Genomic DNA, 26,860 nt, shown 5'->3' on the forward strand with positions numbered 1-26,860 from the left:
ATTTATCTCCTCTCTTGTAGATACTGTACAATTTCCTCCATTTTCATACTCCTTGAGGCCTTGATTAATATCACATCTCCAGATTCTTTTATGTAAGATAATAAATTAATAGCCGTCATATTATCTCCTAAAACAAAGGTATTTTCCTTAGGAAATCCACTTTCTATTGCACCTTTAACAATATTTTTAGCCTCTGGTCCCACAGTAATTAGCAAATCAATATTTTTTTTAGAAACTAATTCTCCCACTTTTTCGTGGGCTCTCCGGGAATAATTTCCAAGCTCCAGCATATCTCCCAATACTGCTATTTTTCTTTTAGATTCCATATCTTCTAGAACATAAAGAGCTGCCTTCATTGAATCAGGGTTGGCATTGTAGCAATCATTAATTATTTTTATTTTTTCATGGGTATTGATAATATTTAGTCTCATCTTATTTCCCTTAAAATCCCCCAGCCCTTCCTTTATTTTTTCAAAGGGTATACCATAGTAAATACCAGTAGCTATTGCTAAAAGGGCATTATTTACATTATGAACACCAGGTACATTAAGCCTAATATTGTATGTCTTATTATCATACTCAATCGTAAATTCCACACCTTCATTTCCTAATTTTTTTATATTTGATGCAAATATATCATTACCATTCTCTAATCCAGTAAATACTTTTTTATACTTAGTATTTTTATATTTTACTTTCTCTAAATATTCATCGTCTCCATTTAATATTAATAGCTGGGTTTTATCCATATAATTTGAAATTTCCATTTTTGCATTGAATATCTCTTCCTTTGAACCTAAATTTTCTATATGGCAAAGACCTATATTTGTTATCACTCCAACTTGAGGATCTGCTATTTTACACAAAAGATCAATTTCCCCTCTATTACTCATACCCATTTCCAATACAAGTATTTCGTGTTCTTTTCCTATTTTCATCAGTGTAAGGGGAAGTCCAATATGATTATTAAAATTTCCTTCGTTTTTTAAAACATTATATTTTTGTGATAACACATTATAAATCATTTCCTTTGAAGTAGTTTTTCCCGTGCTTCCTGTAACTGCAACAACTGGAATATTGGCCTGCTTTAAGAAGTATTTGCCCATATCTTGCAGAGCCTTGAGTGTATCATCTACCATTATTAAACATATATCTGAATTCCCATTGATTTCAATTTCTCTGCTTGTCAAGGCTGCTATTGCTCCAGCTTTAAAAGCACCTTCAATAAATGAGTGGCCATCAAACCGCTCTCCTATTATTGGAATAAAAAGATAATCCTTTTTAATGCTTCTAGAATCTATTGAAACACCCTTTACTTTTATATTTTCATTTCCCCTTATAAGCTTTCCCTTTGTGGCTTTTAAAATATCTTTAATATCAATCATCAGTTAAAACCTCCATTGCTACTTTTCTATCATCAAAATCATAAATCTTATCATCGATAATCTGATAGGTCTCATGTCCCTTTCCAGCTATAAGAACAATATCATTGGTTTTTGCCTTTTTTATGGCTTCTTTTATAGCTTCTCTTCTATCTATAATAATATTATATTTCTTCTGATCGGGTCCAATCCCCTGTAATATATCCTTAACTATTATTTCCGGATCTTCGCTACGAGGATTATCATTAGTGATAATGCAATGATCAGACAAATCATAGGCCACCTTACCCATAAGGGGTCGTTTGGTGGCATCCCTGTCTCCTCCACAGCCAAATACTGTAATGACTTTACCCTTTGCAAATTGATTAACAGTATTTAATACATTTTCTAAAGCATCGGGGGTATGGGCATAATCAACAATTACATTTATACCTTTATCATTCTCTACAGGTTCAAATCTTCCTCGTATAGGTTTTATATTTTTAATATTCTTAGCAATATCTTCATAACCATATCCCATAGAGTAGCATACAGCTATAGTGGCCAAAATATTATAAATTGAAAACAATCCGGGAATATTTATCTCTATATCTCCAGAGTACTTAGGTGTAACAACTCTAAATTTAGAATATGTAGCATGCATATCTATGTCTTCAGCATATATATCACAATTACTATTTATTCCATAGCTTAAAACAGAAGTTTTCAATTTTTTTATTTTATCATATATCTTCTTTCCATATTTATCGTCAACATTAATTATGTTAACATCAGAGGTTTTATAAAATAATTTTTCCTTAGCTTTTTTATAACTTTCCATATCCTCATGAAAATCCAGATGATCAGCAGTTAAATTAGTAAATACACCTATGTTAAATTTTACATCTTCAACCCTTTTAAGGTCAAGGGAATGAGATGACACCTCCATTGAACATATGTCAATATCTTTTTTTACCATTTCACTAAACAAATATTGTAATTCAAGGGATTCTGGTGTAGTATTACTGGTTTTATACTCTTCATCTAATATTATATTCTTCATAGTTCCTATTAAACTAGTTCTTTTGTTATTGGCCTTAAATATACTTCTAATTAAATAAGTTATAGATGTTTTACCATTGGTACCAGTAATACCTATTACCTTGATTTCTCTACTGGGATCATTATAAAAGTTTACAGATAGTTTAGATAGCGCATCTCGACTATCACAAACCTTTATAATTGCGATATTATTTTCACAGATATCACCAGCAATATCATCTATATCTTTTTCAATAACAATTGCCCTTGCACCCTTTTCAATTGCATTCTTTATATATTTATGCCCATCTGTTTTAAAGCCACTAATACATACAAATAAATTATCCTTCTCCACTATCCTTGAATCATAGGCAATTCCTGAAATATCAATATCATTATCACCATAAACTTTTGAAGCTTTAATGTTTTTTAACAAATACCGTAATTTCATACAAATCTCTCCTAATTCATTTATAAACTTATCTATTTATTTGCTAAAAATGTATAAATTTCCTTTAATAAGTTTTATTGGCCTACATCTATACCTATAAAAGGCAATTCAAATTAAAGTCAAAGCCTTAATTTAAATTGCCCTTATCCAAAATAACCTTCTTAATTATATCATAAAGTTTACTGAGATTCTTCCTTTACAAATAATATTACCATTGACTTTTCCTTTACTTTGCTTCCAGGCTTAGGAAATTGATCCATTACTACCATATTTCCACTTTCTACATTCATGGGCTCTGTATTATAATCTAAATTATTATCTGAAAGTCTTTTTGAGGCTTCATATAATTTTAGGCTCCTAACTTCGGGAACAACTACTTCTTCCTTTTGATATTTTTCCTTTTCTTCTTCATTATATTGAGGCTCTACTTCCAAATATCTTAAAGTATCCTTTAATATTTCATGGGCTATTGGAGCTGCCAACTGACTTCCAAAACGTGGAAACACCTGAGGCTCATCAATAACAATAAGTACTGCCACTTCTGGATCATTTACAGGAGCTATACTAACAAAGGATGAATAAACTTTTCCATCAACATATCTTCCGTCTATAACTTTATCGGCAGTCCCGGTTTTTCCTCCAATTCTATATCCTGGAATATATGCTTTAAAGCCTGAACCATCTGAAACCACCGATTCCATTATTAATCTTAATTCCATTGAAGTTTTTTCAGAAATTACCTGTCTTATAAATTTAGGTTCATATCTATGAATCACATTTCCTGAATCATCAGTTAACTCCTTTACAACTCTAGGCTGCATAAGCCTTCCATCGTTAGCAATAGAGGATACGGCGCTTATTAATTGTATAGGAGTAACAGATATCCCCTGACCAAAGGAAATTGTGGCTAACTCCACAGGCCCTACATTAGAAAGACTATAGAGAATAGGGCTTCCTTCCCCAGGTAAATCTATTCCAGTTTTATCTTTAAATCCAAATGCATCAATATATTTATAAAATTTTTCAGCTCCCAATTCTTGGCCCACTTCTATAAATATTGGGTTACATGAATTTTGAACTGCCTCCGTAAAGGTTTGATGTCCATGGGGTCTATAATACCTCCAACATTTAATTTTTTGGCCAGCAACTGTTGCATATCCAGGAGAATATACTGGTGAATTTGGTTCAACAACTCCTTCTTCCAGTCCAGAGGAGGAAGTTATTAATTTAAAGGTTGATCCAGGCTCATATGTATCACTTATTATTGGATTTCTCCACATTTGATTCCAAAGCTTTTGCTTTTCATTTGTATCTAAGGACTCATACCTTTCTCTTTCAGCGCTATCCAGTGGAATTCTAGGCTCATTTGGATCATAATCGGGTTTTACTCCCATAGCTAAGATATCTCCAGTCTTAGGCTCCATAACAATTGCCATTATGCGTTTTGCCTTTGTTTTGGGCAAAGCATTTTCTATAGCTTTTTCTGTGAAATGTTGAATAACCTCATCAATAGTTAATACTACATTAAGTCCATTTACTGGCTCATAATATTTTTCTACTCCATATGGAAGTTGTCTTCCAGCTCCATCGGTATTCTTTATCCATCTACCTGGAAGCCCACTTAAGACCTTATCATATTTCAGTTCTACACCAGCTATACCTTGATTGTCTACTCTAGTATGTCCTATAACATATGCAGCAAAATTATCATATGGATAAAATCTTTTGAAATCTTGAGCAACTTGAATTCCTCTAAATTTTTCTTTTATAATTTCATTGGCTTTTTCTTTATCTATCCATCTTATAACCCTTACTAGGCTCTTATTTTGTGAAATTGTACTTAATACTTCCTCTTCTTCCATTTCCAAAATATTGGCTAAGCTCTTTGCTACTACTTCTTTAGATTTGATTTCAGAGGGAGTGGCCCATACAGTAAATTTAGTTACACTCGTTGCTAATTCCTTACCATTCCTATCATAAATAGTTCCTCTTCTTGCGGTTATAGGAACATCTCTTGTTTGCTGCCTAATTGCAAGCATTCTAAGCTCTTCACCATTTACTATTTGAATCCAGCCCAATCGAATTATTAGTGCGAAGAAAACTAAACAAATAAAAAACAATGCAAATACTAAACGTTTTTTATTAACAATACTAGGATTTATCACCCTAAATCCTCCTTAACTCATCTAATCTTAAGATATTACATTAAATATTATAAACAATCTCATAACCATTAATTTTTCCTAATCTAACAGATAATATAGTTTTCTAATTGACGATTTTATAAAGCCAAATAATTTTTTATCTTGCTTATCTTCTTTTACTTGCTCGTTGGTCAGTTCACTATCATCAGAAACTGTAAAGTCCACACCTTCTGTCTCTTCAGTATCTAAAAACACCATCTGCTCATATTTAGGATACTGCATGCCTACTTTCTCTAATGCTGCTTTCTCAATTATATCTGATCTTGTTAAGCTGTCGTACTTGGCATTAACATCCTGTAGATGGGTTTCAAGCTCTTTTATCTCTTTCTTTAATCTTAAAACATCATATCTTGCTTCTGTTATTTCTGTATATCTAAGCAAAACAAATATAAAAGTTGAAGAAATAACAACAACCCAAAACAATATGCTGACTTTTATAAATAGATTTTTACTTTTTTTCTTCCTTCGATTATTAATACTTTTCCTATTGTTTTCTTTGTTTTCCGTTGAATATCTATTGTCATCGTAAGAATACTTTTTCTTAGCTACTAACAATGTATTCTCCCCCTTTAATGTTTAGAACATCAAATCTTTTCTGCTACTCTAAGCTTTGCACTTCTAGCCCTTGGGTTTTTATTAATTTCAATATCAGAAGGATAAATTGGTTTTCTTGTTATTATTTTTACGCTAGGCTTTTTATCACACTTACATATTGGAAACTCAGGTGGACATATACATCCTTTGCCCAATTCTCTGTAAGCATTTTTAATTATCCTGTCCTCTAGGGAATGAAAGGTTATTATACTCATCCTTCCTTTAATCTCTAAAACATCAGCTATGTCATTAACTGTATTTTCAAGAATTCCCAGTTCATTATTCACTTCAATTCTTATGGCCTGAAAAGTTCTTTTAGCCGGATGGGGACCAGTTCTTCTTGAACTTGCGGGTATTGCTTTTTTTATAATATCAACTAATTCACCTGTAGTTTCAATTTCCTTTTCCTTTCTTTGATTTACTATTAATTTAGCTATTCTTAAGGCCCATCTTTCCTCGCCATATATCTTTATGATTTTGAACAACTCATCTTGAGAATAATTATTAACCACATGTTTTGCAGTAAGTTCATTTCTTCTATCCATTCTCATATCAAGCTCTGCATCTTTCATATATGAAAAACCTCTTTCACCTTCATCCAGCTGATATGAAGAAACACCTAAGTCCAATACAACACCATTTATTTTATCTATATTTAATCTTCCTAATATGTTTTTAATATTTGCAAAATTATCATTAACAAATTCAATTTTATTTGAAAACTTACTAAGTCTTTTTTTTGAAAATTCCAATGCCTCTTTATCTTGATCTATTCCAATCAATAGGCCATCTTCATCTAACTTAGAACATATTAATTCCGAGTGGCCTCCTCCTCCCAAAGTACCGTCAACATAGATTCCCTTAGGATTAATATTTAAATTATTTACTGCTTCATTAAGTAAAACTGTTTCATGTTTAAAATCCATAATATACCTTCCTTTATATTCCTAATTCTGCCATTTGCTCAGCTATATCATCATAACTAATATTTGCAGTATCATTATATTTATCCCAGTTATTTTTACTCCATATCTCAATTCTTGTAGAAACACCAATAATGGCTACTTCCTTTTCAAGCTCTGCAAACTCCCTTACATTTTGGGGAATCGTAACCCTTCCCTGTTTATCCAAACTACATTCAGTGGCTCCAGAGAAAAATAGTCTTACAAATGCTCTAGCACTTTTATTAGTTAAAGGTAATCCCTTTAATTTGTTTTCAAAATTTCTCCATTCACTTTCGGGAAAAACAAAAAGACAATTATCAAGTCCCTTCGTTATAAAGAACCTTTCTCCAAGGTCTTCCCTGAATTTTGATGGAATATTTATTCTTCCCTTTTTATCTAATGTATATAAGTATTCCCCAATAAACATAATTTTCACTCCACTTTAAGGGAATTTAGTCCACCCTTACCCACTTCTAACCACTAATAGTTTATTTCTATACCAAAGAGCTTTTTCCTTCTTATTTTTTTATTTTTTTTCTAGTATTTTTGAACTAATTGTAAATGTTCCATAGTTCTACAGGCCTCGTTTTTGTTTGATAAATTTCTCGAAAAACAGATAAAAAAAAAGTGTACCTAATTAAAGTACACTTTCCCTAAAAAACTATATTATAAAACAAATAGCATAGAAAATTTAAGTAAAAATCTTAATCTTTGTATTAATCATCTGCTTTTAATAAGTCATCTATTTCCTCACTGATAGCAAAAACATCTGAAACATTACTACAACTTATGACTTCATTATCCAATTTTTTCTGCAAACAATGAATATCCTCTATTGATACACCGTTATATGACATAATTTCACCTCATATATATTTTTTTGTTTTGAAGCGACACATTTGTGTAAATAATATGATACATTATATTCCATATTATGTCAATTAACTTTTCCTTAAATAAATATTTCATTTATGTTTCATTTATATTAAATTTTAATAACTTTTTTTACGTTTTCTAAATAGTAAGTAAGAAAAAATTATTATTAAAGAAAGACTTAACAGCTGAGCAACTCTAAATTGGCCAAGCATTAAGCTGTCAGTTCTTAAGCCTTCTACAAAAAATCTACCAATAGAGTATAAAATCAAATACAAGTAAAATACTTCTCCATTATTTTTCTTTTTCTTTCTAAATTTTATTAAGAATATGAAAACTAATACATTCCACAGTGACTCATATAAGAATGTTGGATGAACCTTTACTCCATTCACCATGATTCCCCATGGTAAATTTGTCGGTCCTCCATGGGCCTCCTGATTAACGAAGTTTCCCCATCTGCCAATGGCCTGGCCTAGAATTAAACTTGGAGCAATAATATCAGCTAAGCTAAAAAAGTCTATTTTCTTTGCTTTTGTATATATTATTCCAGCTATAACCCCACCTATTACTCCACCATGTATAGCAAGGCCTCCTTCTCTTATATTTATTATTTTGAAAATATCTCCACTATAATAGCTCCAGTTAAAAATTACATAATAAAGTCTTGCACCGACAATAGCTGCAGGAATCATAACTATTATAAAATCAATTATAAGATTTTCATCCCATCCCAGTCTCTTTGACTCTCTTATTGCTAAAATGGTACCTATTATCATACCTAATGAAATTAATATACCATACCAACGTACTGCAATCCCAAAAACTTCAAATGCTATAGGATCCAATTTATTCACCTCCGCTGTATACAAATATGTATAGCAACACATTTGCCGTTACAAGTTCCATATTCCAAGTTTTAAGATTTACCTAATAGGCATTAAAAATAATATTCTTAATCTAACTTTTCACTTGATTTTACATGAAAAAGCATTTAGTTGTCACTTGGTGACAACTAAATTTATTATACACATATATTATTAGCATTTTCAAGTTGTTTCTTCTTATTTATTTGGTTTTACTAAGGAAAGAACGCTTTTATTTAAATCAAAATGTTCATTAAATCTTCTTGAAACCCCTTCTAAGTTTAGATCCTCAAGCACTTCAATATAATCAAATAAATTTATACCCTTAAAATAATAGGAGGTAAATGTATTTGCAATAAACTCCACTGAGTTATAAGAACTAATATGTTGCCCAATTGCTTTTTTCTTAACCCTTTCAAAGCTTTCTACATCTAAACCATCATTTTTAAGCCTTTCTATTTCTTCACATATAGCTTCATAAACCTTATTAGGGTCCTTTGATTCACCGCCAATAATTGAATGTCCATAGGATGTATCAAATGTATATTCCGTTTCAAAGTTTTCATTTATCAAGCCATCATTATATAATCTTCTATAAATTTCAGAGCTTTTACCAAAAACAGTATCTAATATTACTTTAGTTTCTATATCCTGCTTCAATAAATTCTTACCGCTCAAATCATTATTGGTATTTTTAAAAGCAATATTAAACAAAGGCATAGATACTGATAGGTCTTCCTCAATTCTGCTTTCTTTAACATTATCAGGCTCATCGGGCAAAATTCGCTTTACTTCACCATTAAGAGGTTTAAAACCAGCCTTTAAATTCTTTTCTATAGTATTGCAAGCTTCATCTGCATCAACATCTCCAACTATAAATATCACCATATTATTGGGAACATAAAATGTATTGTAGCATTTCAGAAGCTCTTCCTTATTAATCCTATATATACTATCTACAGTACCTGCAATATCAATTTTAACCGGATGATTTATATATAGACCCTTCAACCCATTAAAAAACACCTTCCAGTTTGGATTGTCCTCATACATTCTTATTTCCTGTTCTATTATCCCCTTTTCCTTCTCAACATTTTCATGTGTAAGATATGGCGATTGAACAAAATCAATAAGTATACTGAGGTTTTCCAAGAATTTGTCAGTACAAGAAAATAAATAACAGGTAGAATTAAAGTTTGTATACGCATTTACATCTGATCCCAATTTAGAAAATCTGTTGAAAACTCCACCCTCTTCACTTTCAAAAAGCTTATGCTCCAAAAAGTGGGCTATTCCTTCGGGAACTTCTATAGCCTTATTTTCCCCTGGAATAATAAACTTATTATCTATTGATCCATAGTGGGTTCCAAATATTGCAAACTTTTTTGTATAATCCTTTTTGGGTAATACAAAAATCTCTAATCCATTTTCTAATTTCCTATAAACAATTTTTTCCCTTAGTATATCACTATATATTTCTCTTTTTACCATTATTTCGCCTCCCCTTCTTTATTAAGGAAGTATATTGTATCAAGCTCAAATTTCTTTCCTGCTTCTATTATGGATTCCCTATTTACAGCCCTGATTTTATTAATTATATTTTCTATAGTATCAAGGGAATTACTTAAAATTTGAGAATACAAAAAATCCATAAGCATATTTGGAGCATCTGTTAGCGATCTTATTGAAGTAATAACCGATTTCTTTGCAATTTCAATATCTTCTTCTGTAAAATTACCTTCTGTCAATGACTTCACTTCTTTTTTAATTAATTCCTTTGTTTTTTCAAAGTTTTCAAATTCTACTCCACTGCTTACAAGCATTATAGATTTAAACTTGTCTATCCTGGAAAAAATATAGTAACAAAGACTTTCCTTTTCTCTAACATTTTTAAACAGCTTGGAATTAGGTCCTCCACCTAAAATATTGGAAAACAATATTGAGCTCTCATATAAATTGCTTTCATATGGAATGTTTGTCCTATATCCCAATGTCAATTTCCCCTGATTAATATTAAACCTATCTTCTACTTCCTTTACTGCAGTTATTTCCTTAGTTATATCTTCCCTTGGAATATCTATTATATCTTCTCTTTTAATCTTTACAGTTTCACTGAACATCTCCTTTACTTTATCCTCTTCAACATCCCCTACTATAAAAATATCTATTGGAGAAGTTGAAATGATATTTTGAAAATATTCATATAAGGTCTTCTCATCTATTCTCTCCAAATCATCAATATTACCATATTCATAAATACTATAATTTTCTTCATTACACATTTCTTCAACACATCGGTCAACTGCAAACCTCATTTTATCATTTATTCTTCCCTTAATTTTCTCCCTAAGATTTTCTTTTTCTTGATTAAAGCTCTCTTTTTTAAAAGCATTGTTTTCCACTAGTGAATTGTTAATTATATCATTAAGTATTTTTAATCCTTCTTTTAAAATATTTTTGTCATTTATGTACTTGCCATTTGGCATCTGCATTTTAAGGTTTATAATATGTTTTTCTCCTTTTTTAGTTACACTGCTAACTAAAATTGAACCATATAAATCTTCAAGCTTCCTATTTAGCTGAATAAAGGATGGATACTCCTTTGTTCCCTTGTTTAAAAGCATTGACAGCAATGAATTCTTTGTTGCTTCCTCCTTTATCAGTGGTCGTCTAATATAGATTCCTATTAAATTTGTTTTAAATTTATTTGCTTTTATTACATGTAATTTAACTGAATCATTCATTTCTATTTGATCTAGTATTTGTAGCAATTCGTTACCTCCCTCTTTTATTCAATTTATTATCTGTTTGCTTTATAGAACAAAATCTTTATTTACAATCCCTATAAATCTATTATGCTATAAAAGATAATATAAAATACATAAAATTACCAAAGTTTAGCATTGTTTTTATTTTACTATATTTTGCTTTTCTATTCCAGTATTCATAGAAATATTAAAACTCTCGATATATAAATATCGAAATATAATAAAAAGAACCTTCAATCCAACAAGAATTTAATTCTTTAAATTAGTTATTCTTATTTTATACTCCAATTCGTTTAATAGATTTTCTCCGATTCCCCATCCATTAATATACTTAATATCTATAAACTCTTTTTTCGCTGCACTTTTTACCCACTCACCTATATTATACTGATCCTTTACATTTTCCAGTAAGGTAGAAATACTTATTATTAGAATATTACTTGCCCCTTTTGTTTTTAAATTGTGTATTGATTTTAAAAGGAGATTTTCATCATCATTATGCTTTAAACATATTATTTTTTCTTTTTCAAAATTAGCCTGCTCCATTATGGCAATCAACCTATTACTAAATATAGTTTGATCATAAATACTTTCCCGATCTGAAATTATTAGTATTATACCTGAAGCTTCTCTAAGATCATTTCCAATAGCTTTAATTGATTTCTCCAAAATTTGCTTAGGTAATTTTTTGCTTTCCCAAAGAAATGGAGAAAATCTTATATCGGTATTAATATTAATAAAATCTTCTTCTATCTGCTTTTTCAATATTTGATATTCCTCAGATTCTCCAAGTATTAAAGGGACAAGTATAATTTTCTCATATCTTTTGCTTAATTTTACAATTTCATCATATAGAAATGGGTATACATTAAAATAGGCTGAATACAAATCATAATCAACACCTAAACGAATAGCCAAATTATCTTTTATTCTATTACATAAATCACTATATTTACTACTTCCCATATTTTCATATGCCATTTTATATTTAAAAGCCTCAATAGGGGCCTTAGCCTTTTTTATAAATGATTTTCCATTGTATATATTTTTTAAAACAATTGAAGAATCATATAAATAGGGTTCACCATTTGAAAATATTATTACAGCAGGTTTTGACAATTTATTATCTTTACCCTCTTCTATATTATCTCGCCTTGAATATTTATACCCATTATCTGAACTTAATATAGAATAAAAAAGCAAAAAATTCCCCAAAATATAACCTATGATAATGCCCGATAAAACTACTAAAATACAGTTGGCTTTAAACTTGGCACTTTTAAATATATTTATTATAATTAATATTAATGCCACTATTATTAATCTTTCAATATTACCTTTAAAAATAAGAAAACCTATTAACAATAACCCTAATAATATTGATTTTATGAGAATCATTATATTATTACTAATTGGTATCATCCCCTTGAATTTCAAATATAAAGCATATTTAAATTTATTGTAAAATGGTATTAACTTAATATAAATCTATTTAGATATTGAGAAAATATGTCATTTATGTAAATAAAGGAAAGTTCATAGCTTTAATTTGGATGGATTGCATATGCGAATATTATCCTTAATTTAATTATTTAGAATTAAATATATTTCGATGGTATAGCTTTGGAGATTTTAAAACTATATGTAGTAGGGGGCTTTTCAAGAAGGTAAATATGCAATTTGCTTAATAATCTAAATTTCTACTTATAACTAAAAATAAAGAACCTTAAGGTTTAATAAATATTTACATTAACCTTATCAATATATTGCTTTCATAATATATATGCTTTATAATTTATTTTGTATGCTTAGATTTTAATAAAGTGAATATAAATAGAATTTAAAATTTGGTATATTTATACAAAATTATCGTTGAAAGGAAGAATTATTATGAAATTAGGAATAGTAGGATTGCCTAATGTCGGTAAAAGCACTTTATTTAATGCAATAACCAAGGCAGGGGCAGAATCTGCAAATTATCCATTCTGTACAATTGAACCAAATGTGGGAGTTGTTTCTGTTCCCGATGAAAGATTAAATGTATTGCATGAAATGTATAATTCAAAAAAAACAGTGCAAACGGCTATTGAGTTTTATGATATTGCAGGACTTGTAAAGGGTGCTTCTAAGGGAGAAGGATTGGGAAACCAGTTTCTCAGCCATATAAGAGAGGTAGCCTCAATAATTCACGTTGTCAGATGCTTCGAAGATGAAAATGTAGTCCATGTTGATGGCGAAATTGGACCGCTGAAGGATATAGAAACCATAAACCTTGAGTTGATCTTTTCTGACGAAGAGATTATTGAAAGAAGAATCACCAAGACTAGAAAGGCTTTAAAGGGCAATAAAAAGCTTCAGGGAGAGCTTGAAATACTTGAAAAAATCAAAACCACTTTAGAAGAAGGAATAAGCGTAAGGGCCATGGATTTAACTGAGGATGAATGGAATTTTGTAAAAACCCTTCAGCTATTATCCGCAAAACCTATAATCTATTGTGCCAATGTATCAGAAGATGATTTGGTGGAAAACAATATGGAGAATAAATATGTTAAAGAGGTAAGGGCATTTGCAAAAACTGAAAATGCTGAGGTTGTTGTAATTAGCGCAAAAATAGAACAGGAAATTGCCGAGCTTGAGGATGAAGAAAGGGATGCTTTCTTAGAAGAATTAGGACTTAAAGAGTCGGGACTGGACAAGCTTATAAAATCAAGCTATCACCTTCTTGACTTAATCAGCTTCTTAACTGCTGGCCCTGAAGAAGTAAGGGCATGGACCATAAAAAGAGGAACAAAGGCACCCCAGGCAGCAGGTAAAATCCACTCTGATATTGAAAGGGGCTTTATCCGTGCTGAAACCATTGCCTTTGAAGATTTAAAAGATCATGGAAGCATGGCAGCAGCCAAGGAAAAGGGTCTGGTTCGTCTTGAGGGTAAGGATTATGTGGTTCAAGATGGAGATGTTATTTTGTTTAGGTTTAACGTGTAAATATTATAAAGCTGCTTAAGCTTTTTATCCTTCTATTAAGTCAACAATACAACAAAACCGCTATCATCTTATAATTTATTAATATGTAGCGGTTTTGTTATTTTTTATGACAGTTGGAACCGTAACCAATGTCATATATATTGTTAAAAATTATTCTTTCTAATATATTTATTACTACACTAATAGAAAAATTAAAAGTAAACTAAAAATGGCTCCCGTAGAATATAGGAACCAACTTTCAGTTGCATAATATGAAATTCTAGTCCGAATTTTAGGGTTTAGCCCCCCTAAGCTCTTACTAAATCGATATTAAAATCTTATCATCATCCCCTTTCATTTAACTTATTATTTATTCTTTTTGGTCCTTGACATGATCCTCTTCCTATTGTAAATTTGCCTTTATAATATGTTTCTCTTATCTGTTTAGCTTCCTCAGCCCATTTATCTACTCCAATTCTTGAAATCTTACATAAATTATATACCTTTAAATTATGTGGATATTTTTCTGCCTTATCGACACAAGGATTTAATTTTTCGCATGGAAACTCACAACATTCAAAGCAAAACTCTACTACTTTAGTTTTAGCACATTCTAAAATTTCACAAGGAAAAGGGTATAAAACACATCTGCCTTGTATCCTGCACCCTTTACACATCACATCTTCTTTACTTTTTTTAAGAACTTTGGCCAAGTAAGCTTGCATTTCTTCAGTAATATTCTTTTCATATGCTTCACAATTAAAGCAATCAATACCACAAGGTGAAGTTAACTTTTTATAATCCATTTTTCGACCCCCTTTTTTATTTAACGTTCGTTATAATTTTATTAAAAAAATTAATGTTTTTTTACACAATCTATAATAAATTTAACTTCTTCTATTATTTTTTCATTAGAAATATCTTCATCGAGTAAAATTATTCTTTCAGTAATATTTTCGAAAATACCAATCATTACACTTGTTAAAATTTCTAATTTATTAATATCACTACATACCTTAGAGAGTATACGTTTATTTCTTTCATACCTTCCTTCTCTCCAAATAATAAATTTATCTCGTATTTCAGTACTTCCTTCAAATCTAAGCCAAACCTTCATAGCTAACTTATATACTGCTTTGTCATAGTCATTAAGTCCCTTTCTTTGTTTTATAGCTAAAAAATAAATTTCTTCTATAGGTAAACCCCTTTGTATTTGGCTATTCAGCCTGTCAATAAGAAGTACAAACTCATTGTATACAACTTCTTCAAAAAGTTCATTTTTGTTATTATAATAATAATAAATCATTGGTATAGAACATCCTGCAGCTTTTGATATATCCCTAATTGATGTACCATAAAATCCTTTTTCGCTAAATAATTCTATAGCTTTGATTTTAATAATATCTTTCATTATTACCTTATCCATAAACTCACACCTTTATCTAACGATCGTTAAATAAATTATAAATCACTACTCTTTTCTTGTCAATAATAATTTATAAATACTTTTATACAAGGACAAAGGACAAGGGGACAGCTTTATTGTCCTGCTCTGTTACTTTCTCTTCGTCTATGTATTCATAGTAACTACTCCATTTATCGTACATAGACCTTCCCTCCAATAATAAAAGGGACTAACACAGCTTATAAACTATGCTAATCCCTTTTTGAACTAATTTGATATTTTGTTTTACAATTCAAACATGATTAAACCCCTGTTGAACCAAATCCACCTTCGCCACGCTCTGAATCAGTTAATTCATCTACTTGTTTAATTTCTACTCTAAGAACTGGCTTTATTACCATCTGTGCAATTTTCATACCTTTTGTAACTTTGAACTCTTCTGTTCCATGATTAATAACAATAATTCCTATCTCACCCCTATATCCTTCATCTATTGTTCCAGGAGTATTTAGTACAGTAATTCCATTTTTTAATGCTAGTCCACTTCTTGGACGTATTTGAGCCTCAGTATTTGGAGGTAATTGAATTTTAATCCCTGTGTGTATTAAAGTTCTGTCCCCTGGTAAAATAACTGTTTCATCAACAGAATACAAGTCCATTCCTGCATCACCTTCGTGTGCATAGAACGGTAACTTAGCATCGTTATCAATAATTTCAACATACAATTTCATTTCTATTCTCCTCTCAATTAAATTAAATACCATTTTTAAAATTGGTAAAGCTAGAGCTGCTGCCAATGTTAACCAGCCAATATATTCAGAAGCTTTTGTCGAAGGTATTTTTGTAAATGCAAAGTATATAATTATACTTACAATTATAATATATAGACTATTGCTTATAATGTCTACTCTACCTATGCGCATTCTTTCATCTCTCTGCCTAACATACTTTTTTACTTCATCTATTAAATCTTCTTTATTTCCTCTCCAGCTTTTAGATCTAAACGGTTGATTATCATGCCTAGACTTTGACGACCTAGGTATCTTATATAACATTAGACTAGCAAACGTACTTCCTACTTTAGTATAATAGCCATAAAAAAGACCACTATACCTTATTGTTAATAAGTGTAGTGGTCTTTTCAACACATCTAACTAATAACTGTAAAACAACTTCTTAAGCTACTAGTTTTCTATAATTTTTCTTATAAATTAATTTTGTATACTATTCTATCTTACTTTTTTTTCTTCTTTTGTTCGCTTACTATATAATCGTCAAGTTCCTGACTTATTTTTACTACTTCCTCATCATTTCCACGTTCAACATATATTTTGTTCAGGGCCAATCTTAGCTCTTCCATCTTCCTCTTTATAACTTTTTCATTATTTTTTGATTTCTTCACATAGATTACCCTTTCTGCTAATATATTTCTAACATTTTCTATACTCTATAAGAAGCATCGGGTGGTCCCCGGCACCTATTTTTCCTATTTTTTTACAATATATTTATTAATATAATCTACAATATATTTAAGTCTAGCTAATCTTAAAGAAGGTATGCCGTTTCTAGATAATCCATGATTAGATTCTGGAAATCTTACCATTTCAACCTCTTTATCTAAAGATTTTAGTGAAATATATAATTGTTCACTTTGCTCTATAGGACATCTCATATCTTTTTCAGAATGTAATATTAATAAAGGGGTATTTATATCTTTTACATATGCTAAAGGAGATATTTTCCATAATTCAATTAAATCTTCTAATTCTTTTCCTAATAACATTTCTTTAACCATGAAGTATCCTGTATCTGACATTGCATACATAGTCATCCAATTTGAAATGCATCTTTGTGTAACTGCCACTTTAAATCGGTTAGTGTGAGATATTATCCAATTTGTCATATAGCCACCATAACTACCTCCAGTTACCGCTAATCTTTCAGGGTCTATATATCCACATTCTAATGCTCTATCTGTAAATTTCATTATATCGTCATAATCTAATCCACCATAATTATTAATCTCTGCATAGGATAGTTTTTGTCCATATCCTCTACTCCCTCTTGGATTACAGTAAATTACAACGTATCCTTGAGCTGCTAAAAGCTGAAATTCAAAGAAAAAAGTCCATCCATATTGAGTATATGGTCCACCATGAATTTCTAAAACACAAGGATATTTTTTCCCTTCTTGAAATCCTATAGGTTTCATAATCCATCCATATTGTCTCATATCATCCTTTGACACATAAGATATTTCTTCAGGTATAGATATGTTTACACTGTTTAAAAAATCTTTGTTAACATCAGTTAATCTTATTTCTTTTTCTGTATTTAAGTCAAATATTGCTATGTCTCCAGGGTTATCTACTGTTGAAAAGCTAAAAGCTATTTTATTTTTTTCCTTATTTAATGTAAATCCAAAAATTCGTCTTTTCCCACCAATTACTCTTTTTACTTCTTTTGTTTTTAAAGATAGACTAAATAAATTTACTTTTCCAAAATCACTTGCTAAAAAATATACTTTATTGCCATCCATTGATAATTTTGGATAAGAATCGGAATATCCCATTCCACTATCATGAACTGTAAAATCTTCTAGGGTCCTATCAAATTCATCGCTTAAAATCTCAGCTTTTCCATCTTCTAATGCCACTTTACATAATTTAAGTGAAGTAACTCTAAAATACTTATTTAAATGTCCAATATATATTATTGATTTATCATCTATTGTCCATATAGGTTTTAAAGCAGGACCTATATCTTTTTTTATTGCTTTAGGAATTCCACCTTCACTACTTACCACAAAAATATCTGCTTTCCATGGATTTTTATCTCTATCATATTCATCCTGTATTTGTGATGTGAATGATAAATATTTTCCATCATTAGACCAACTTGGATTAAATATTTGATGCCATTCAGGCTCAAATAAATAAAAATCATCGGGTGTTATTTTAGTTACGACTTTACTAATAATATCAATAACGTAAATATGATTTTTATAATTTGTATCAATAAAGCCTTTCACTGAATCTGATTTTAATTTCAATTTTTTTATTTCTACTGGTTCTAATTTTTCCTTATTATTTATCTTTATTTTTGAAATAAATGCTATCTTACTACCATCTGGTGACCAAACAGGAAAAGAAATATCTTCTTTCATAAAAGTTATCTGTTCAGCTTCTCCTCCATTTGTATGAATTAAATAAAGCTGCTTATTACCATTCCTGTCAGAAATGAATGATATAAATTCTCCATTTGGAGACCATCTAGGCATATTATTTGTACTGATTCCGTTAGTTAATTTGTAATGCTCTTTGTCTTCCCCTTTAATCCAAATATTAGATTTATAATTATTATTTTCTTCATCTATTACTGTTTTTACGAATGCTACTTTTAATCCATCCGGTGAGATTTGAGGATCTGAAATATATGCTAATTTATATATATCTTCTGGTATTATTTTTCTTTTCATATCTACCACTCTGCCCCTCATTATTTATATTTTATCCCCATTTATTATTTTAAAATAGTATACATGATACAAAATGATCTTTATCTACTTCTTTTAACTGTAAATCTACTCCAGTGCATTCCTTTTTAGCTAATGGACATCTAGATGCAAATCTGCATCCTGGTTTTGGATTTATTGGCGATGTTACTTCTCCTTTTATTACTTCTCTTTTCTTTCCTTTGTATCTTATATCAGGTACTGGTATTGCGCTTAATAATGCCTTTGTATATGGATGTAGTGGGTTTTTGAATAATTCATTACTTGGTGCTTTTTCTACACATTGTCCTAAGTACATTACGGCTATTTCATCACTTATATGTTTTACAACTGATAAGTCATGGGTTATGAACATATATGTTAATCCCATCTCATCTTGAAGATCCATCATTAGGTTTAATATTTGTGCTTGTATACTTACATCTAATGCACTTACTGGCTCATCACATACTATAAATTTTGGTTCTAGTGCTAAAGCTCTTGCTATTCCTATCCGTTGTCTTCTTCCTCCATCTAGTTCATGGGGGTATGCGTTTACAAGTCTTTGTGCTAGTCCTACTGTTTCCATTAGTTGATGTACTTTCTTTTCTATTTCCATTTTATTTGTTAATGTTTTATTTACTTTTATAGGTGCTGCTATTAATTCACTAACTGTCATTCTTGGATTTAAAGATGCATAAGGATCTTGGAAGATAATTTGCATCTCTTTCCTCATTTTTTTCATTTCTTTCTTGTTATAATCTAATATTTTTTTGCCTTCAAATAATATTTCTCCATCTGTAGCTTCTATTAATCTTAGTACTGTTCGTCCTAATGTGGATTTCCCACATCCTGATTCTCCTACTACTCCCAAGGTTTGCCCTCTTTTTATACTTATATTTACTCCATCTACTGCATGCAAATTCCCATAAGGTGTTTTAAAATATTTTTTTAAATCCTTTGTTTGTATCAAAGCTTGTGCCATTATTTCACCTCATTTTAGTTTATTCCTTTTTCTTAATTTTTCTCCCTTAGCCTTTACCCACAACAGTTTTGGCTATTGTATAGATGGCATTTAATAATATGTGTTCCATTTACTATATCTTTTGGTTTTTCTGTTTTACATTTTTCCATGCATTTTGGACATCTGGGATGAAATTTGCACCCTGTTGGTAAATCAGTTGGATCTGGCATTAGTCCTTCTATTGGACTTAACCTAGCGGTTTCTTTTGTTAGGCTTGGTATTGAGTCAAATAACCCGATTGTATATGGATGATGATTTTCACCTTCATATATGTCTTCTGCTGTTCCTGATTCTATTATTTCACCTGCATACATTATTGCTACTTTATCGCATGTTTGTGATACTACTCCTAAATCATGTGTTATTAGTATCATTGATGTATTTAGCTTTTGTTTTAATTCATCCATCATGTCTAGTACTTGTGCTTGTATGGTTACATCTAGTGCTGTTGTTGGTTCATCTGCTATTAGTAGTTCTGGATCACATGCTAGAGCCATGGCTATGACAACTCTTTGTTTCATTCCTCCTGAGAATTGATGTGGATATTCGTTTTTTCTTTGTGCTGGTATTCCTACCAGCTCTAGCATTTCTTCTACTTTTTTTTGCATATTTTCTTTGTTTAAGTTTTTATGCAATTCTATTACTTCCCCTATTTGTTCTCCTATTGTTAATACTGGATTTAGACTTGTCATAGGATCTTGGAATATCATAGATATTCTTTCCCCTCTTATTTGCCTCATATCTGCTTCTGTAACTGTGGTTATATCCACTTCATCAAACTTTATTCGACCATCTATTATTTTCCCTATATCTTTTGGTAATAGTCTCATTATACTTAGAGCTGTTGTTGTTTTTCCTGCTCCTGTTTCTCCTACAATTCCCAGTGTTTCCCCTTTGTTTATTTCTAGGCTTATTCCATTGACTGCTTTTACTGTTTCTTCATCTGTTTCATATATTACGTATAAATCTTTTATACTTAAAAGCTTGTCGCTCATGGTCGCTTCGCCCCTTTATGCAGCTAGTCTGCAAGTATTATAGTATTAAAATTTTTGATATAAAATAATTAGATATACATATCTTCTAAACTCTTAATATCTAATTAATTTTTAAGACTTGGATCAAGTGCATCTCTTAATCCATCTCCCAATAAATTTAATGAAAGTACTGTTATTGCAATTGCTATTCCTGGAAATAAAACTAGATATGGTGTATATCGAATATATTCTTTTCCTTCTGATAATATTGCACCCCATTCAGGTGCTGGAGGTCTTATACCAATACCTAGGAAACTTAGGGATGCTGCAGCTAAAATTGAAGTTGCTACTCCAAAGGTGGCTTGTACGATTATTGGTCCAATAGAATTTGGTAAAATATGCTTAATTATTATTTCTGATGTATTTGTACCTACCGCATGGGCAGCTTCAATAAATTCCGATTCTTTTACTGTAAGTATTGACGATCTAATAAGTCTTGCAAATTGAGGTACATTTGATATACTAAGTGCAATTATTAAATTTCTTACACCTGTACCAAGGGATGCAACTATTGCAATTGCAAGTATTATTGAAGGTATTGCTAAAAACATATCCATTACTCTCATTATAATATTATCTATTCTACCACCATAATATCCAGCTATTGATCCGAAAAATCCTCCAACAAATAATGAAATAACTATTGTTGAAATACCAATAGTTAAAGAATATCTACTTCCATGAACTATTCTAGCAAAAATATCTCTTCCGTAAGAATCGGTCCCTAACCAATTTTCCTTACTAGGAGCTTGTAATCTATTTTTCATGTTTTGCTTTATTACTTCAGTTTCATAGTCTGCTATAAAATCTGCAAATATAGCAAATAATAAAATGATTATTAAAATACCTAAACCAATTATTGCTAATTTATTCTTTTTTAATCTCATCCAAATTTGTTTTGATTGAGATCTGTTTTTTTTGCTTTTCATTATAACCTCCTATATTAATTATATTGAGATTTTATTCTTGGATCTATAAAACCGTATATGATATCAACTGTTAAATTTATTAAACTAAAGCATGAAGCTAATAAAATTATATCAGCTAAAACTATTGGAGTATCTTTGGTCCTTATAGCAGTAATTAAAAGTGATCCTACTCCAGGCATTGCAAAAACCGATTCTATTAATATAGTTGAACCTAATAAAATTCCAAAATTTATTCCTACTAGTGTAACTACAGGTATCATTGCATTCCTTAATGAATGTTTCCAAATTATCCTTTTCTCTGATGCTCCTTTTGATCTTGCTGTTCTAATATAATCTTTTCTTATTACTTCTAACATTGAAGATCTAGTCATCCTTGCAATTACTGCTGTTGTTCTTCCAGAAAGAGCTATCGAAGGTAGTATGTAAGATACCCAGGAAGTAACCCCTGTTGCAGGTAATAAATCTAATTTAAGTGAAAAGAAAAGAATTAACAACAGACCTAACCAAAATGCAGGCATTGAATTTAATAATAATGTAAAAATCATACTAGATACATCTAAAATTGAATATCTTTTTACTGCAGCTATTATTCCTATAGGTATCCCAACTATTGCAGCTATACATATTGAGAAAAAAGATATTCTCAATGTTACTGGAAATCTATTAAATATTTCTTCGTATACAGGGATATTAGTTCTATATGATTTTCCAAAGTCTCCTTTTAGAGCATTTTTTACATAATTAAAATATCTTACAAAAAATGGATCATCCAATCCTAATTCATCACGTAATTGTTGTACCGCTTCCTCAGTTGCTCCATCTCCTAATATTATTTTTGCAGGATCCCCTGGTGAAAAAGACATTATAGAAAAGACAATAAAAGTTATACCAAGTATTACAGGTATTATCATTAATAATCTCTTAAATATATATTTGTACATGTTTACCATCCTTTCAAAAAGGAGGCTAGCTTAAGCTAGCCTATTCATGTATTATTTTACCAGCTGAAATTTTTACATAAGTATTGTTGTTCAGGATTACTTTTTAAGCCTTTTAAATTTTTATTATACGCCACATTTATAACTCTCCAGTAGAGCGGAATGTTTGGAACGTCTTCATGAAGCTTTTGGTAAATTTGCTCAAAAATTTGTTTTCTAGTATCTTCATTTGTTTCAGTTTTAGAATTTTCTAGCAATCCATCTAATTCTTCATTTTTATACCTATAAAAGTTTCCTGCTCCACCAATTTGACTACTATGAAAACTATTAAATGTAACCAAGCCAGGATCATTAATATGTAGACTCTTTGCAACTAATGATATTTGATAACCACCATTAGATAATGAATCTAATAAAGCTCCCCACTCATATACATCTATAGTTACATTTATTCCCACTTCAGCTAAACCCGCTTGAATAACTTGTGCTTCTTTTTCCCTATATCCTGAATTTACTGATATATTACAATCAAATCCATCTGGATATCCTGCCTGTGCTAAAAGCTCCTTTGCTTTTTCAGGATCATATGGATAAGATTTTACTTTATCAGTATATCCAAACATATAATCAGGGGCTTGAATATCTGCTATATATCCTAAACCATCACGACCTGCAATTAGAATAGATTCTTTATCTAAAGCATAAGCTACTGCTTGTCTTACTAAAGGATTACTAAAAATTTCATCTTCACAGTTTATAACTACATGTTCATATGAAATAGCTTGACATTCATCATATGTAATATCTGGATTATCTATTGCATTTTGTTTGTCTACTGATGAAATTCCATAATATACATCTACTTCGCCTTTCTCTAATGCAACCATTCCTGTTCCTCTGTCCGTAATAATTCTAAATGTACATTCTTTAATGCTTGGTGCTCCATTAAAATAATCATCATTAGCAATCAAACTAATTTTATCACCAGGAACCCATTCTTCAAATTTATATGCCCCTGTTCCTACAGGATTTCTTGTATAATCATCTCCATACTCATTGTATGCCGCTTCGCTTAAAATACCTGCTTGAGGAAGAGATAATACTTGTAAAAATGTTGGTGACGAGTATTTTAAAGTCACTTTTACTTTATAATCATCTATTACATCTACTTTATCGAAAGCTCCATATAAAAATGAAACATATGAAGAAGTCATTCCTCTATCTAAAGAAAACTTAACATCTGAAGCTTTTAACTCTTCACCATTATGAAATTTAATACCTTTTCTTAAATAGAAAGTATATTCTTTTTCATCTTCTGACACATCCCATTTTTCTGCAAGACTTGGATGATACTTGCCAGATTCATCTCTTGTTACTAAATTATCATAAATATTAAAGAATATATATCTTCCAGATAATTCATTACTAAATTGTGCATCTAATGATGATGGTTCTTGGTCAATTCCAATAATAATAGAATCTTTTACTTCTGTAACACTATCATTGTTACCATCAGATTTGTCATTAACGTTTGGAGCTGAATTAGTTGAGCCTCCACATCCACTTAAAACAGTTGTACTTACTAATGTTAAAACTAATAAAACATAAAGTAATAAAAATTTTCTTTTCATTTTTTCCCCTCCTAAAATTTTTATTTTTTATTCACGAATATTGGTGAAGACCACGCCATATGTCCATCTGATTGAACTACCTTAACCCAGTATGGATTTAATCCATCTTTAATTTTGGAATCTCTGTAGCTAAAATTAACCTTATAAGCTTCATATTCTTTAGATTCAACCACTGGTCTTTCTGTAGTAAGTCCTATAGTAGCATTTAGATTAACTCCACCACCTTCAAATTTCAATGGTTCTTCTGTTAATTCTGATATTTTAACATTAAATGAAACCGGTTTAGAGTTGAATGAAATAACCGCATCATCGGGAGCTTCTACTTCTAAGTATAATCCATCTATATCACCAGAAGTTGTAGAATGCCAATCAATCCATTGATTAGTAACGTTTATAAGTCCCTGTTCAATTCTATCAAAGGCAATCTCTTTAACACTGCAAATCTTTCCTTTACTAATGCTTAACATACCATCCCAATTTGTCGATTTACGTCTTCCAGTGGTCATAACACCTTCCCACATAACCTTTATTTTTCTGATATTTGTAGGAATATCTTCTTCATTTTTATAGTTCGCTTTATATATTGTTTCAATACCATTAATAATCTCAACAGATTCTATTGGTGCTGTACCTACAACATTTACATTAATTACAGGTTCTTTTTCCATAGATATCTCTTCACCCATATAATGTCCATCGATTTTAACGTCAAGGGCTATTCTTGCAAATGTAGTTGCATAAACTCTTCTACTTTTTATAGCTTCCCAAATTCCTTCCCTTGTTAATTCCTTTGCATATACTGCAGTAAATCCATTTGCCACATCAAATGCAGATACCGTCTGTTTAACATTTTGTAATGGATATGACAATCCTGGTCTACATGTATGGTCATCACTTGTGGCAATGAAACCAACCTTTAAGCCTCGCTTCATAGCGTCCCTTGCAAACCACTCGAAGGTTCCATGGTGAGAATGAATTTCTATAACCGGTGTAAATTCTGGATCATGATAATCTAAATTACCAGGTCTCCCACCTATGTGGGGTATAACCATTACATCCTTACGCCCTCTAAACTCTTTCCATAGCTCAGAAATAGGATATCTATTATTGTCATTTTGTTCACCATCTATATAGCTAATCCAATTACAGTGTGGATAAAACTCCTCATCATCACCCATGAAGTAAACGTTATGATCTCCACCACCTGGGAAATTTCCAGACCATTCATAGCCTAAGAAAGTAACAAAACGACCTGGCTCATAATATTCTTTCGTTTTTTGTTTTACTTTTTCCCATTTCCACTTAGAAATCTCAAAATCATTGCCTTGCCAACCGGTAAAATCAATTGCCGCAGGTCCACGTCCAAAACTAAAATACTCGTCTAATGAGCCAGTACCTATAGTTAAGGATGTTTGACCATGGGCATCTCCCCAGTATAATTTATAATCATCATGCTCTCCACAAATGATACCATTACTAATACCTTGTAACTTATGTAGTTCATATTCAGCCTCTATATGGAATGTACCTTCTACATCAATTTTATTTCCTTGTATTCTTACAAAGCCACCATGGCCTTTGTTGATTTTTACTACACTTGGAATGAAAAGGTTTTCTTTAGTCTGATATGGTCTTAGAGCAATTTCACCTTCAAAATCAGTACAAGGATTACCCCATTCATCTAAAACACGTACCACAATGTCAAACTCTTCATTTTTCTTTACCCTAGATGGTAGCACCACCTGAACTTCACTAATTGGCCCTGCTACAACCTTCATTTTAGGTGAATCTTCAATCTCTTCGTAACGCCCAACATTTAATGGATCCACAAAAACCTTGTACTCATGTTCTGACTCTACAAAGGTTTGTACACGTATTCCTGGACTACCTTTAGAACGGTCTCCAAATACTACCTTAATTACATCTCCTTCATGTAAATTTCCATCAAGTACTTTAATTTCTAAACAATTATGGAATGGTCTTTGATGAGCGCTTTTCTTATAGTGTAAGATAGCATTACCGTTTGTTGTAACCGTAGTATAACCAAAGCCCTTCGGCTCATCAAACTGTGGTCCTTCCCAATCACTAACACTTCTCCATGCGATACGAAGATTTCCACTATCATCCATTCCATATTTACCAACCACATATTCCAATGTTGTTGATATAACTGATCCAGCCACAACTTCAGTATCAGTTATTATTTTGGCTGAGCCTAAATACTCATTTGTTAAACGCATCTACTTCTCCTCCCTTGTCTTCAATAATGTCACCTTTGCTAATGCTAAATCGCAGCTTTCACAATCATGAGGTGTTGTCCTAAAATTTGAAAAGCTTTTT

The 26,860-nt window shown here is 30.8% G+C and carries 24 protein-coding genes; 2 read left to right on the forward strand and 22 right to left on the reverse strand.

The window, feature by feature from the left end:
• Positions 1-2 precede the first annotated feature (2 nt).
• The 11 genes from B5X81_RS15515 to B5X81_RS15560 form a co-directional block, all read right to left on the reverse strand.
• Complete coding sequence (locus B5X81_RS15515; protein WP_079492984.1) at positions 3-1,385, reverse strand: UDP-N-acetylmuramoyl-tripeptide--D-alanyl-D-alanine ligase; 1,383 nt, start codon at positions 1,383-1,385, stop codon at positions 3-5.
• The gene (locus tag B5X81_RS15520) at positions 1,378-2,853 is read right to left on the reverse strand and encodes a UDP-N-acetylmuramoyl-L-alanyl-D-glutamate--2,6-diaminopimelate ligase (RefSeq protein ID WP_079492986.1); all 1,476 of its coding nucleotides are present in this window, start codon (positions 2,851-2,853) and stop codon (positions 1,378-1,380) included. The genes B5X81_RS15515 and B5X81_RS15520 overlap by 8 nt, the downstream gene beginning before the upstream one ends.
• A gap of 179 nt (positions 2,854-3,032) precedes the next feature.
• Positions 3,033-5,018, reverse strand: coding sequence for a stage V sporulation protein D (locus B5X81_RS15525; RefSeq protein WP_079492987.1), 1,986 nt, complete (start codon positions 5,016-5,018; stop codon positions 3,033-3,035).
• 78 nt (positions 5,019-5,096) lie between these two features.
• On the reverse strand, positions 5,097-5,612 hold the full coding sequence (locus tag B5X81_RS15530; protein WP_079492989.1) for a hypothetical protein: 516 nt from the start codon (positions 5,610-5,612) through the stop codon (positions 5,097-5,099).
• Positions 5,613-5,641: 29 nt separating this feature from the next.
• Entirely contained in the window at positions 5,642-6,577 is a 936-nt protein-coding gene (gene rsmH, locus B5X81_RS15535; protein ID WP_079492990.1) for a 16S rRNA (cytosine(1402)-N(4))-methyltransferase RsmH, read from the reverse strand.
• 13 nt (positions 6,578-6,590) lie between these two features.
• The gene (gene mraZ, locus B5X81_RS15540) at positions 6,591-7,022 is read right to left on the reverse strand and encodes a division/cell wall cluster transcriptional repressor MraZ (protein WP_079492992.1); all 432 of its coding nucleotides are present in this window, start codon (positions 7,020-7,022) and stop codon (positions 6,591-6,593) included.
• 289 nt (positions 7,023-7,311) lie between these two features.
• Positions 7,312-7,452: a hypothetical protein gene (locus B5X81_RS27540; RefSeq protein ID WP_170917456.1), complete on the reverse strand. Its 141-nt coding sequence runs from the start codon at positions 7,450-7,452 to the stop codon at positions 7,312-7,314.
• A gap of 135 nt (positions 7,453-7,587) precedes the next feature.
• On the reverse strand, positions 7,588-8,316 hold the full coding sequence (gene lgt / locus B5X81_RS15545) for a prolipoprotein diacylglyceryl transferase (RefSeq protein ID WP_079492993.1): 729 nt from the start codon (positions 8,314-8,316) through the stop codon (positions 7,588-7,590).
• Positions 8,317-8,532: 216 nt separating this feature from the next.
• Complete coding sequence (gene yfmH / locus B5X81_RS15550; protein WP_079492995.1) at positions 8,533-9,825, reverse strand: EF-P 5-aminopentanol modification-associated protein YfmH; 1,293 nt, start codon at positions 9,823-9,825, stop codon at positions 8,533-8,535.
• A complete protein-coding gene (gene yfmF, locus B5X81_RS15555) occupies positions 9,825-11,105 on the reverse strand; it encodes an EF-P 5-aminopentanol modification-associated protein YfmF (RefSeq protein ID WP_079492996.1) in 1,281 nt (426 codons plus the stop codon). The genes yfmH and yfmF overlap by 1 nt, the downstream gene beginning before the upstream one ends.
• 246 nt (positions 11,106-11,351) lie before the next feature.
• Entirely contained in the window at positions 11,352-12,500 is a 1,149-nt protein-coding gene (locus B5X81_RS15560) for a hypothetical protein (protein ID WP_079492998.1), read from the reverse strand.
• A gap of 492 nt (positions 12,501-12,992) precedes the next feature.
• On the opposite strand from B5X81_RS15560, the gene ychF reads away from it, so the two are divergent.
• Both ychF and B5X81_RS28830 read left to right on the forward strand, forming a co-directional pair.
• Positions 12,993-14,087: a redox-regulated ATPase YchF gene (gene ychF / locus B5X81_RS15565; protein WP_079492999.1), complete on the forward strand. Its 1,095-nt coding sequence runs from the start codon at positions 12,993-12,995 to the stop codon at positions 14,085-14,087.
• 166 nt (positions 14,088-14,253) lie between these two features.
• The gene (locus tag B5X81_RS28830; protein ID WP_408606817.1) at positions 14,254-14,337 is read left to right on the forward strand and encodes a hypothetical protein; all 84 of its coding nucleotides are present in this window, start codon (positions 14,254-14,256) and stop codon (positions 14,335-14,337) included.
• A gap of 73 nt (positions 14,338-14,410) precedes the next feature.
• Here B5X81_RS28830 and B5X81_RS15570 read toward each other — a convergent pair whose 3' ends face one another.
• The 11 genes from B5X81_RS15570 to B5X81_RS15620 form a co-directional block, all read right to left on the reverse strand.
• Positions 14,411-14,872: a DUF3795 domain-containing protein gene (locus B5X81_RS15570; RefSeq protein WP_079493001.1), complete on the reverse strand. Its 462-nt coding sequence runs from the start codon at positions 14,870-14,872 to the stop codon at positions 14,411-14,413.
• Between the two features lie 50 nt (positions 14,873-14,922).
• A complete protein-coding gene (locus tag B5X81_RS15575) occupies positions 14,923-15,492 on the reverse strand; it encodes a TetR/AcrR family transcriptional regulator (RefSeq protein WP_079493002.1) in 570 nt (189 codons plus the stop codon).
• Positions 15,493-15,773: 281 nt separating this feature from the next.
• Positions 15,774-16,202, reverse strand: coding sequence for a dUTP diphosphatase (gene dut, locus B5X81_RS15580; RefSeq protein ID WP_079493265.1), 429 nt, complete (start codon positions 16,200-16,202; stop codon positions 15,774-15,776).
• Between the two features lie 503 nt (positions 16,203-16,705).
• Complete coding sequence (locus B5X81_RS15585) at positions 16,706-16,873, reverse strand: aspartyl-phosphate phosphatase Spo0E family protein (RefSeq protein WP_079493004.1); 168 nt, start codon at positions 16,871-16,873, stop codon at positions 16,706-16,708.
• An 84-nt stretch (positions 16,874-16,957) separates the two neighbouring features.
• On the reverse strand, positions 16,958-18,949 hold the full coding sequence (locus B5X81_RS15590; RefSeq protein WP_208985074.1) for a S9 family peptidase: 1,992 nt from the start codon (positions 18,947-18,949) through the stop codon (positions 16,958-16,960).
• 49 nt (positions 18,950-18,998) lie between these two features.
• The gene (locus tag B5X81_RS15595) at positions 18,999-19,949 is read right to left on the reverse strand and encodes an ABC transporter ATP-binding protein (RefSeq protein WP_079493007.1); all 951 of its coding nucleotides are present in this window, start codon (positions 19,947-19,949) and stop codon (positions 18,999-19,001) included.
• Between the two features lie 53 nt (positions 19,950-20,002).
• On the reverse strand, positions 20,003-20,983 hold the full coding sequence (locus B5X81_RS15600; protein ID WP_079493008.1) for an ABC transporter ATP-binding protein: 981 nt from the start codon (positions 20,981-20,983) through the stop codon (positions 20,003-20,005).
• A gap of 104 nt (positions 20,984-21,087) precedes the next feature.
• Positions 21,088-21,951: an ABC transporter permease gene (locus tag B5X81_RS15605; RefSeq protein ID WP_079493010.1), complete on the reverse strand. Its 864-nt coding sequence runs from the start codon at positions 21,949-21,951 to the stop codon at positions 21,088-21,090.
• 14 nt (positions 21,952-21,965) lie between these two features.
• Positions 21,966-22,892 carry an ABC transporter permease gene (locus B5X81_RS15610; RefSeq protein WP_079493011.1) on the reverse strand — a complete coding sequence of 309 codons (927 nt, stop codon included), beginning with the start codon at positions 22,890-22,892 and terminating at the stop codon, positions 21,966-21,968.
• Positions 22,893-22,948: 56 nt separating this feature from the next.
• Positions 22,949-24,520 (reverse strand): ABC transporter substrate-binding protein, encoded by a 1,572-nt coding sequence (locus B5X81_RS15615; protein WP_079493013.1) that lies wholly within the window; start codon positions 24,518-24,520, stop codon positions 22,949-22,951.
• Positions 24,521-24,540: 20 nt separating this feature from the next.
• A complete protein-coding gene (locus B5X81_RS15620) occupies positions 24,541-26,760 on the reverse strand; it encodes a DUF3604 domain-containing protein (protein ID WP_079493014.1) in 2,220 nt (739 codons plus the stop codon).
• Between the last annotated feature and the right edge of the window lie 100 nt (positions 26,761-26,860).

The sequence above is a fragment of the Maledivibacter halophilus genome, from assembly GCF_900167445.1.
In the GTDB taxonomy this organism is placed as follows: Bacteria; Bacillota; Clostridia; order Peptostreptococcales; family Caminicellaceae; genus Maledivibacter; species Maledivibacter halophilus.

Excerpts from the sequence above, each read along its gene's own strand:
- B5X81_RS15575 (WP_079493002.1), bottom strand. The coding sequence starts at position 15,492 with ATGGATAAGGTAATAATGAAAGATATTATTAAAATCAAAGCTATAGAA.
- B5X81_RS15520 (WP_079492986.1), bottom strand. The coding sequence starts at position 2,853 with ATGAAATTACGGTATTTGTTAAAAAACATTAAAGCTTCAAAAGTTTAT.
- B5X81_RS15515 (WP_079492984.1), bottom strand. The coding sequence starts at position 1,385 with ATGATTGATATTAAAGATATTTTAAAAGCCACAAAGGGAAAGCTTATA.
- rsmH (WP_079492990.1), bottom strand. The coding sequence starts at position 6,577 with ATGGATTTTAAACATGAAACAGTTTTACTTAATGAAGCAGTAAATAAT.
- dut (WP_079493265.1), bottom strand. The coding sequence starts at position 16,202 with ATGAAATTGTATGTTGAAATTATTGATAACGATGCTAAGTTACCGTTC.
- B5X81_RS15620 (WP_079493014.1), bottom strand. The coding sequence starts at position 26,760 with ATGCGTTTAACAAATGAGTATTTAGGCTCAGCCAAAATAATAACTGAT.
- B5X81_RS27540 (WP_170917456.1), bottom strand. The coding sequence starts at position 7,452 with ATGTCATATAACGGTGTATCAATAGAGGATATTCATTGTTTGCAGAAA.
- mraZ (WP_079492992.1), bottom strand. The coding sequence starts at position 7,022 with ATGTTTATTGGGGAATACTTATATACATTAGATAAAAAGGGAAGAATA.
- B5X81_RS15605 (WP_079493010.1), bottom strand. The coding sequence starts at position 21,951 with ATGAAAAGCAAAAAAAACAGATCTCAATCAAAACAAATTTGGATGAGA.
- B5X81_RS15600 (WP_079493008.1), bottom strand. The coding sequence starts at position 20,983 with ATGAGCGACAAGCTTTTAAGTATAAAAGATTTATACGTAATATATGAA.
- ychF (WP_079492999.1), top strand. The coding sequence starts at position 12,993 with ATGAAATTAGGAATAGTAGGATTGCCTAATGTCGGTAAAAGCACTTTA.
- B5X81_RS15610 (WP_079493011.1), bottom strand. The coding sequence starts at position 22,892 with ATGTACAAATATATATTTAAGAGATTATTAATGATAATACCTGTAATA.
- B5X81_RS15590 (WP_208985074.1), bottom strand. The coding sequence starts at position 18,949 with ATGAAAAGAAAAATAATACCAGAAGATATATATAAATTAGCATATATT.
- B5X81_RS15560 (WP_079492998.1), bottom strand. The coding sequence starts at position 12,500 with ATGATTCTCATAAAATCAATATTATTAGGGTTATTGTTAATAGGTTTT.
- yfmH (WP_079492995.1), bottom strand. The coding sequence starts at position 9,825 with ATGGTAAAAAGAGAAATATATAGTGATATACTAAGGGAAAAAATTGTT.
- B5X81_RS15615 (WP_079493013.1), bottom strand. The coding sequence starts at position 24,520 with ATGAAAAGAAAATTTTTATTACTTTATGTTTTATTAGTTTTAACATTA.
- B5X81_RS15570 (WP_079493001.1), bottom strand. The coding sequence starts at position 14,872 with ATGGATTATAAAAAGTTAACTTCACCTTGTGGTATTGATTGCTTTAAT.
- B5X81_RS15595 (WP_079493007.1), bottom strand. The coding sequence starts at position 19,949 with ATGGCACAAGCTTTGATACAAACAAAGGATTTAAAAAAATATTTTAAA.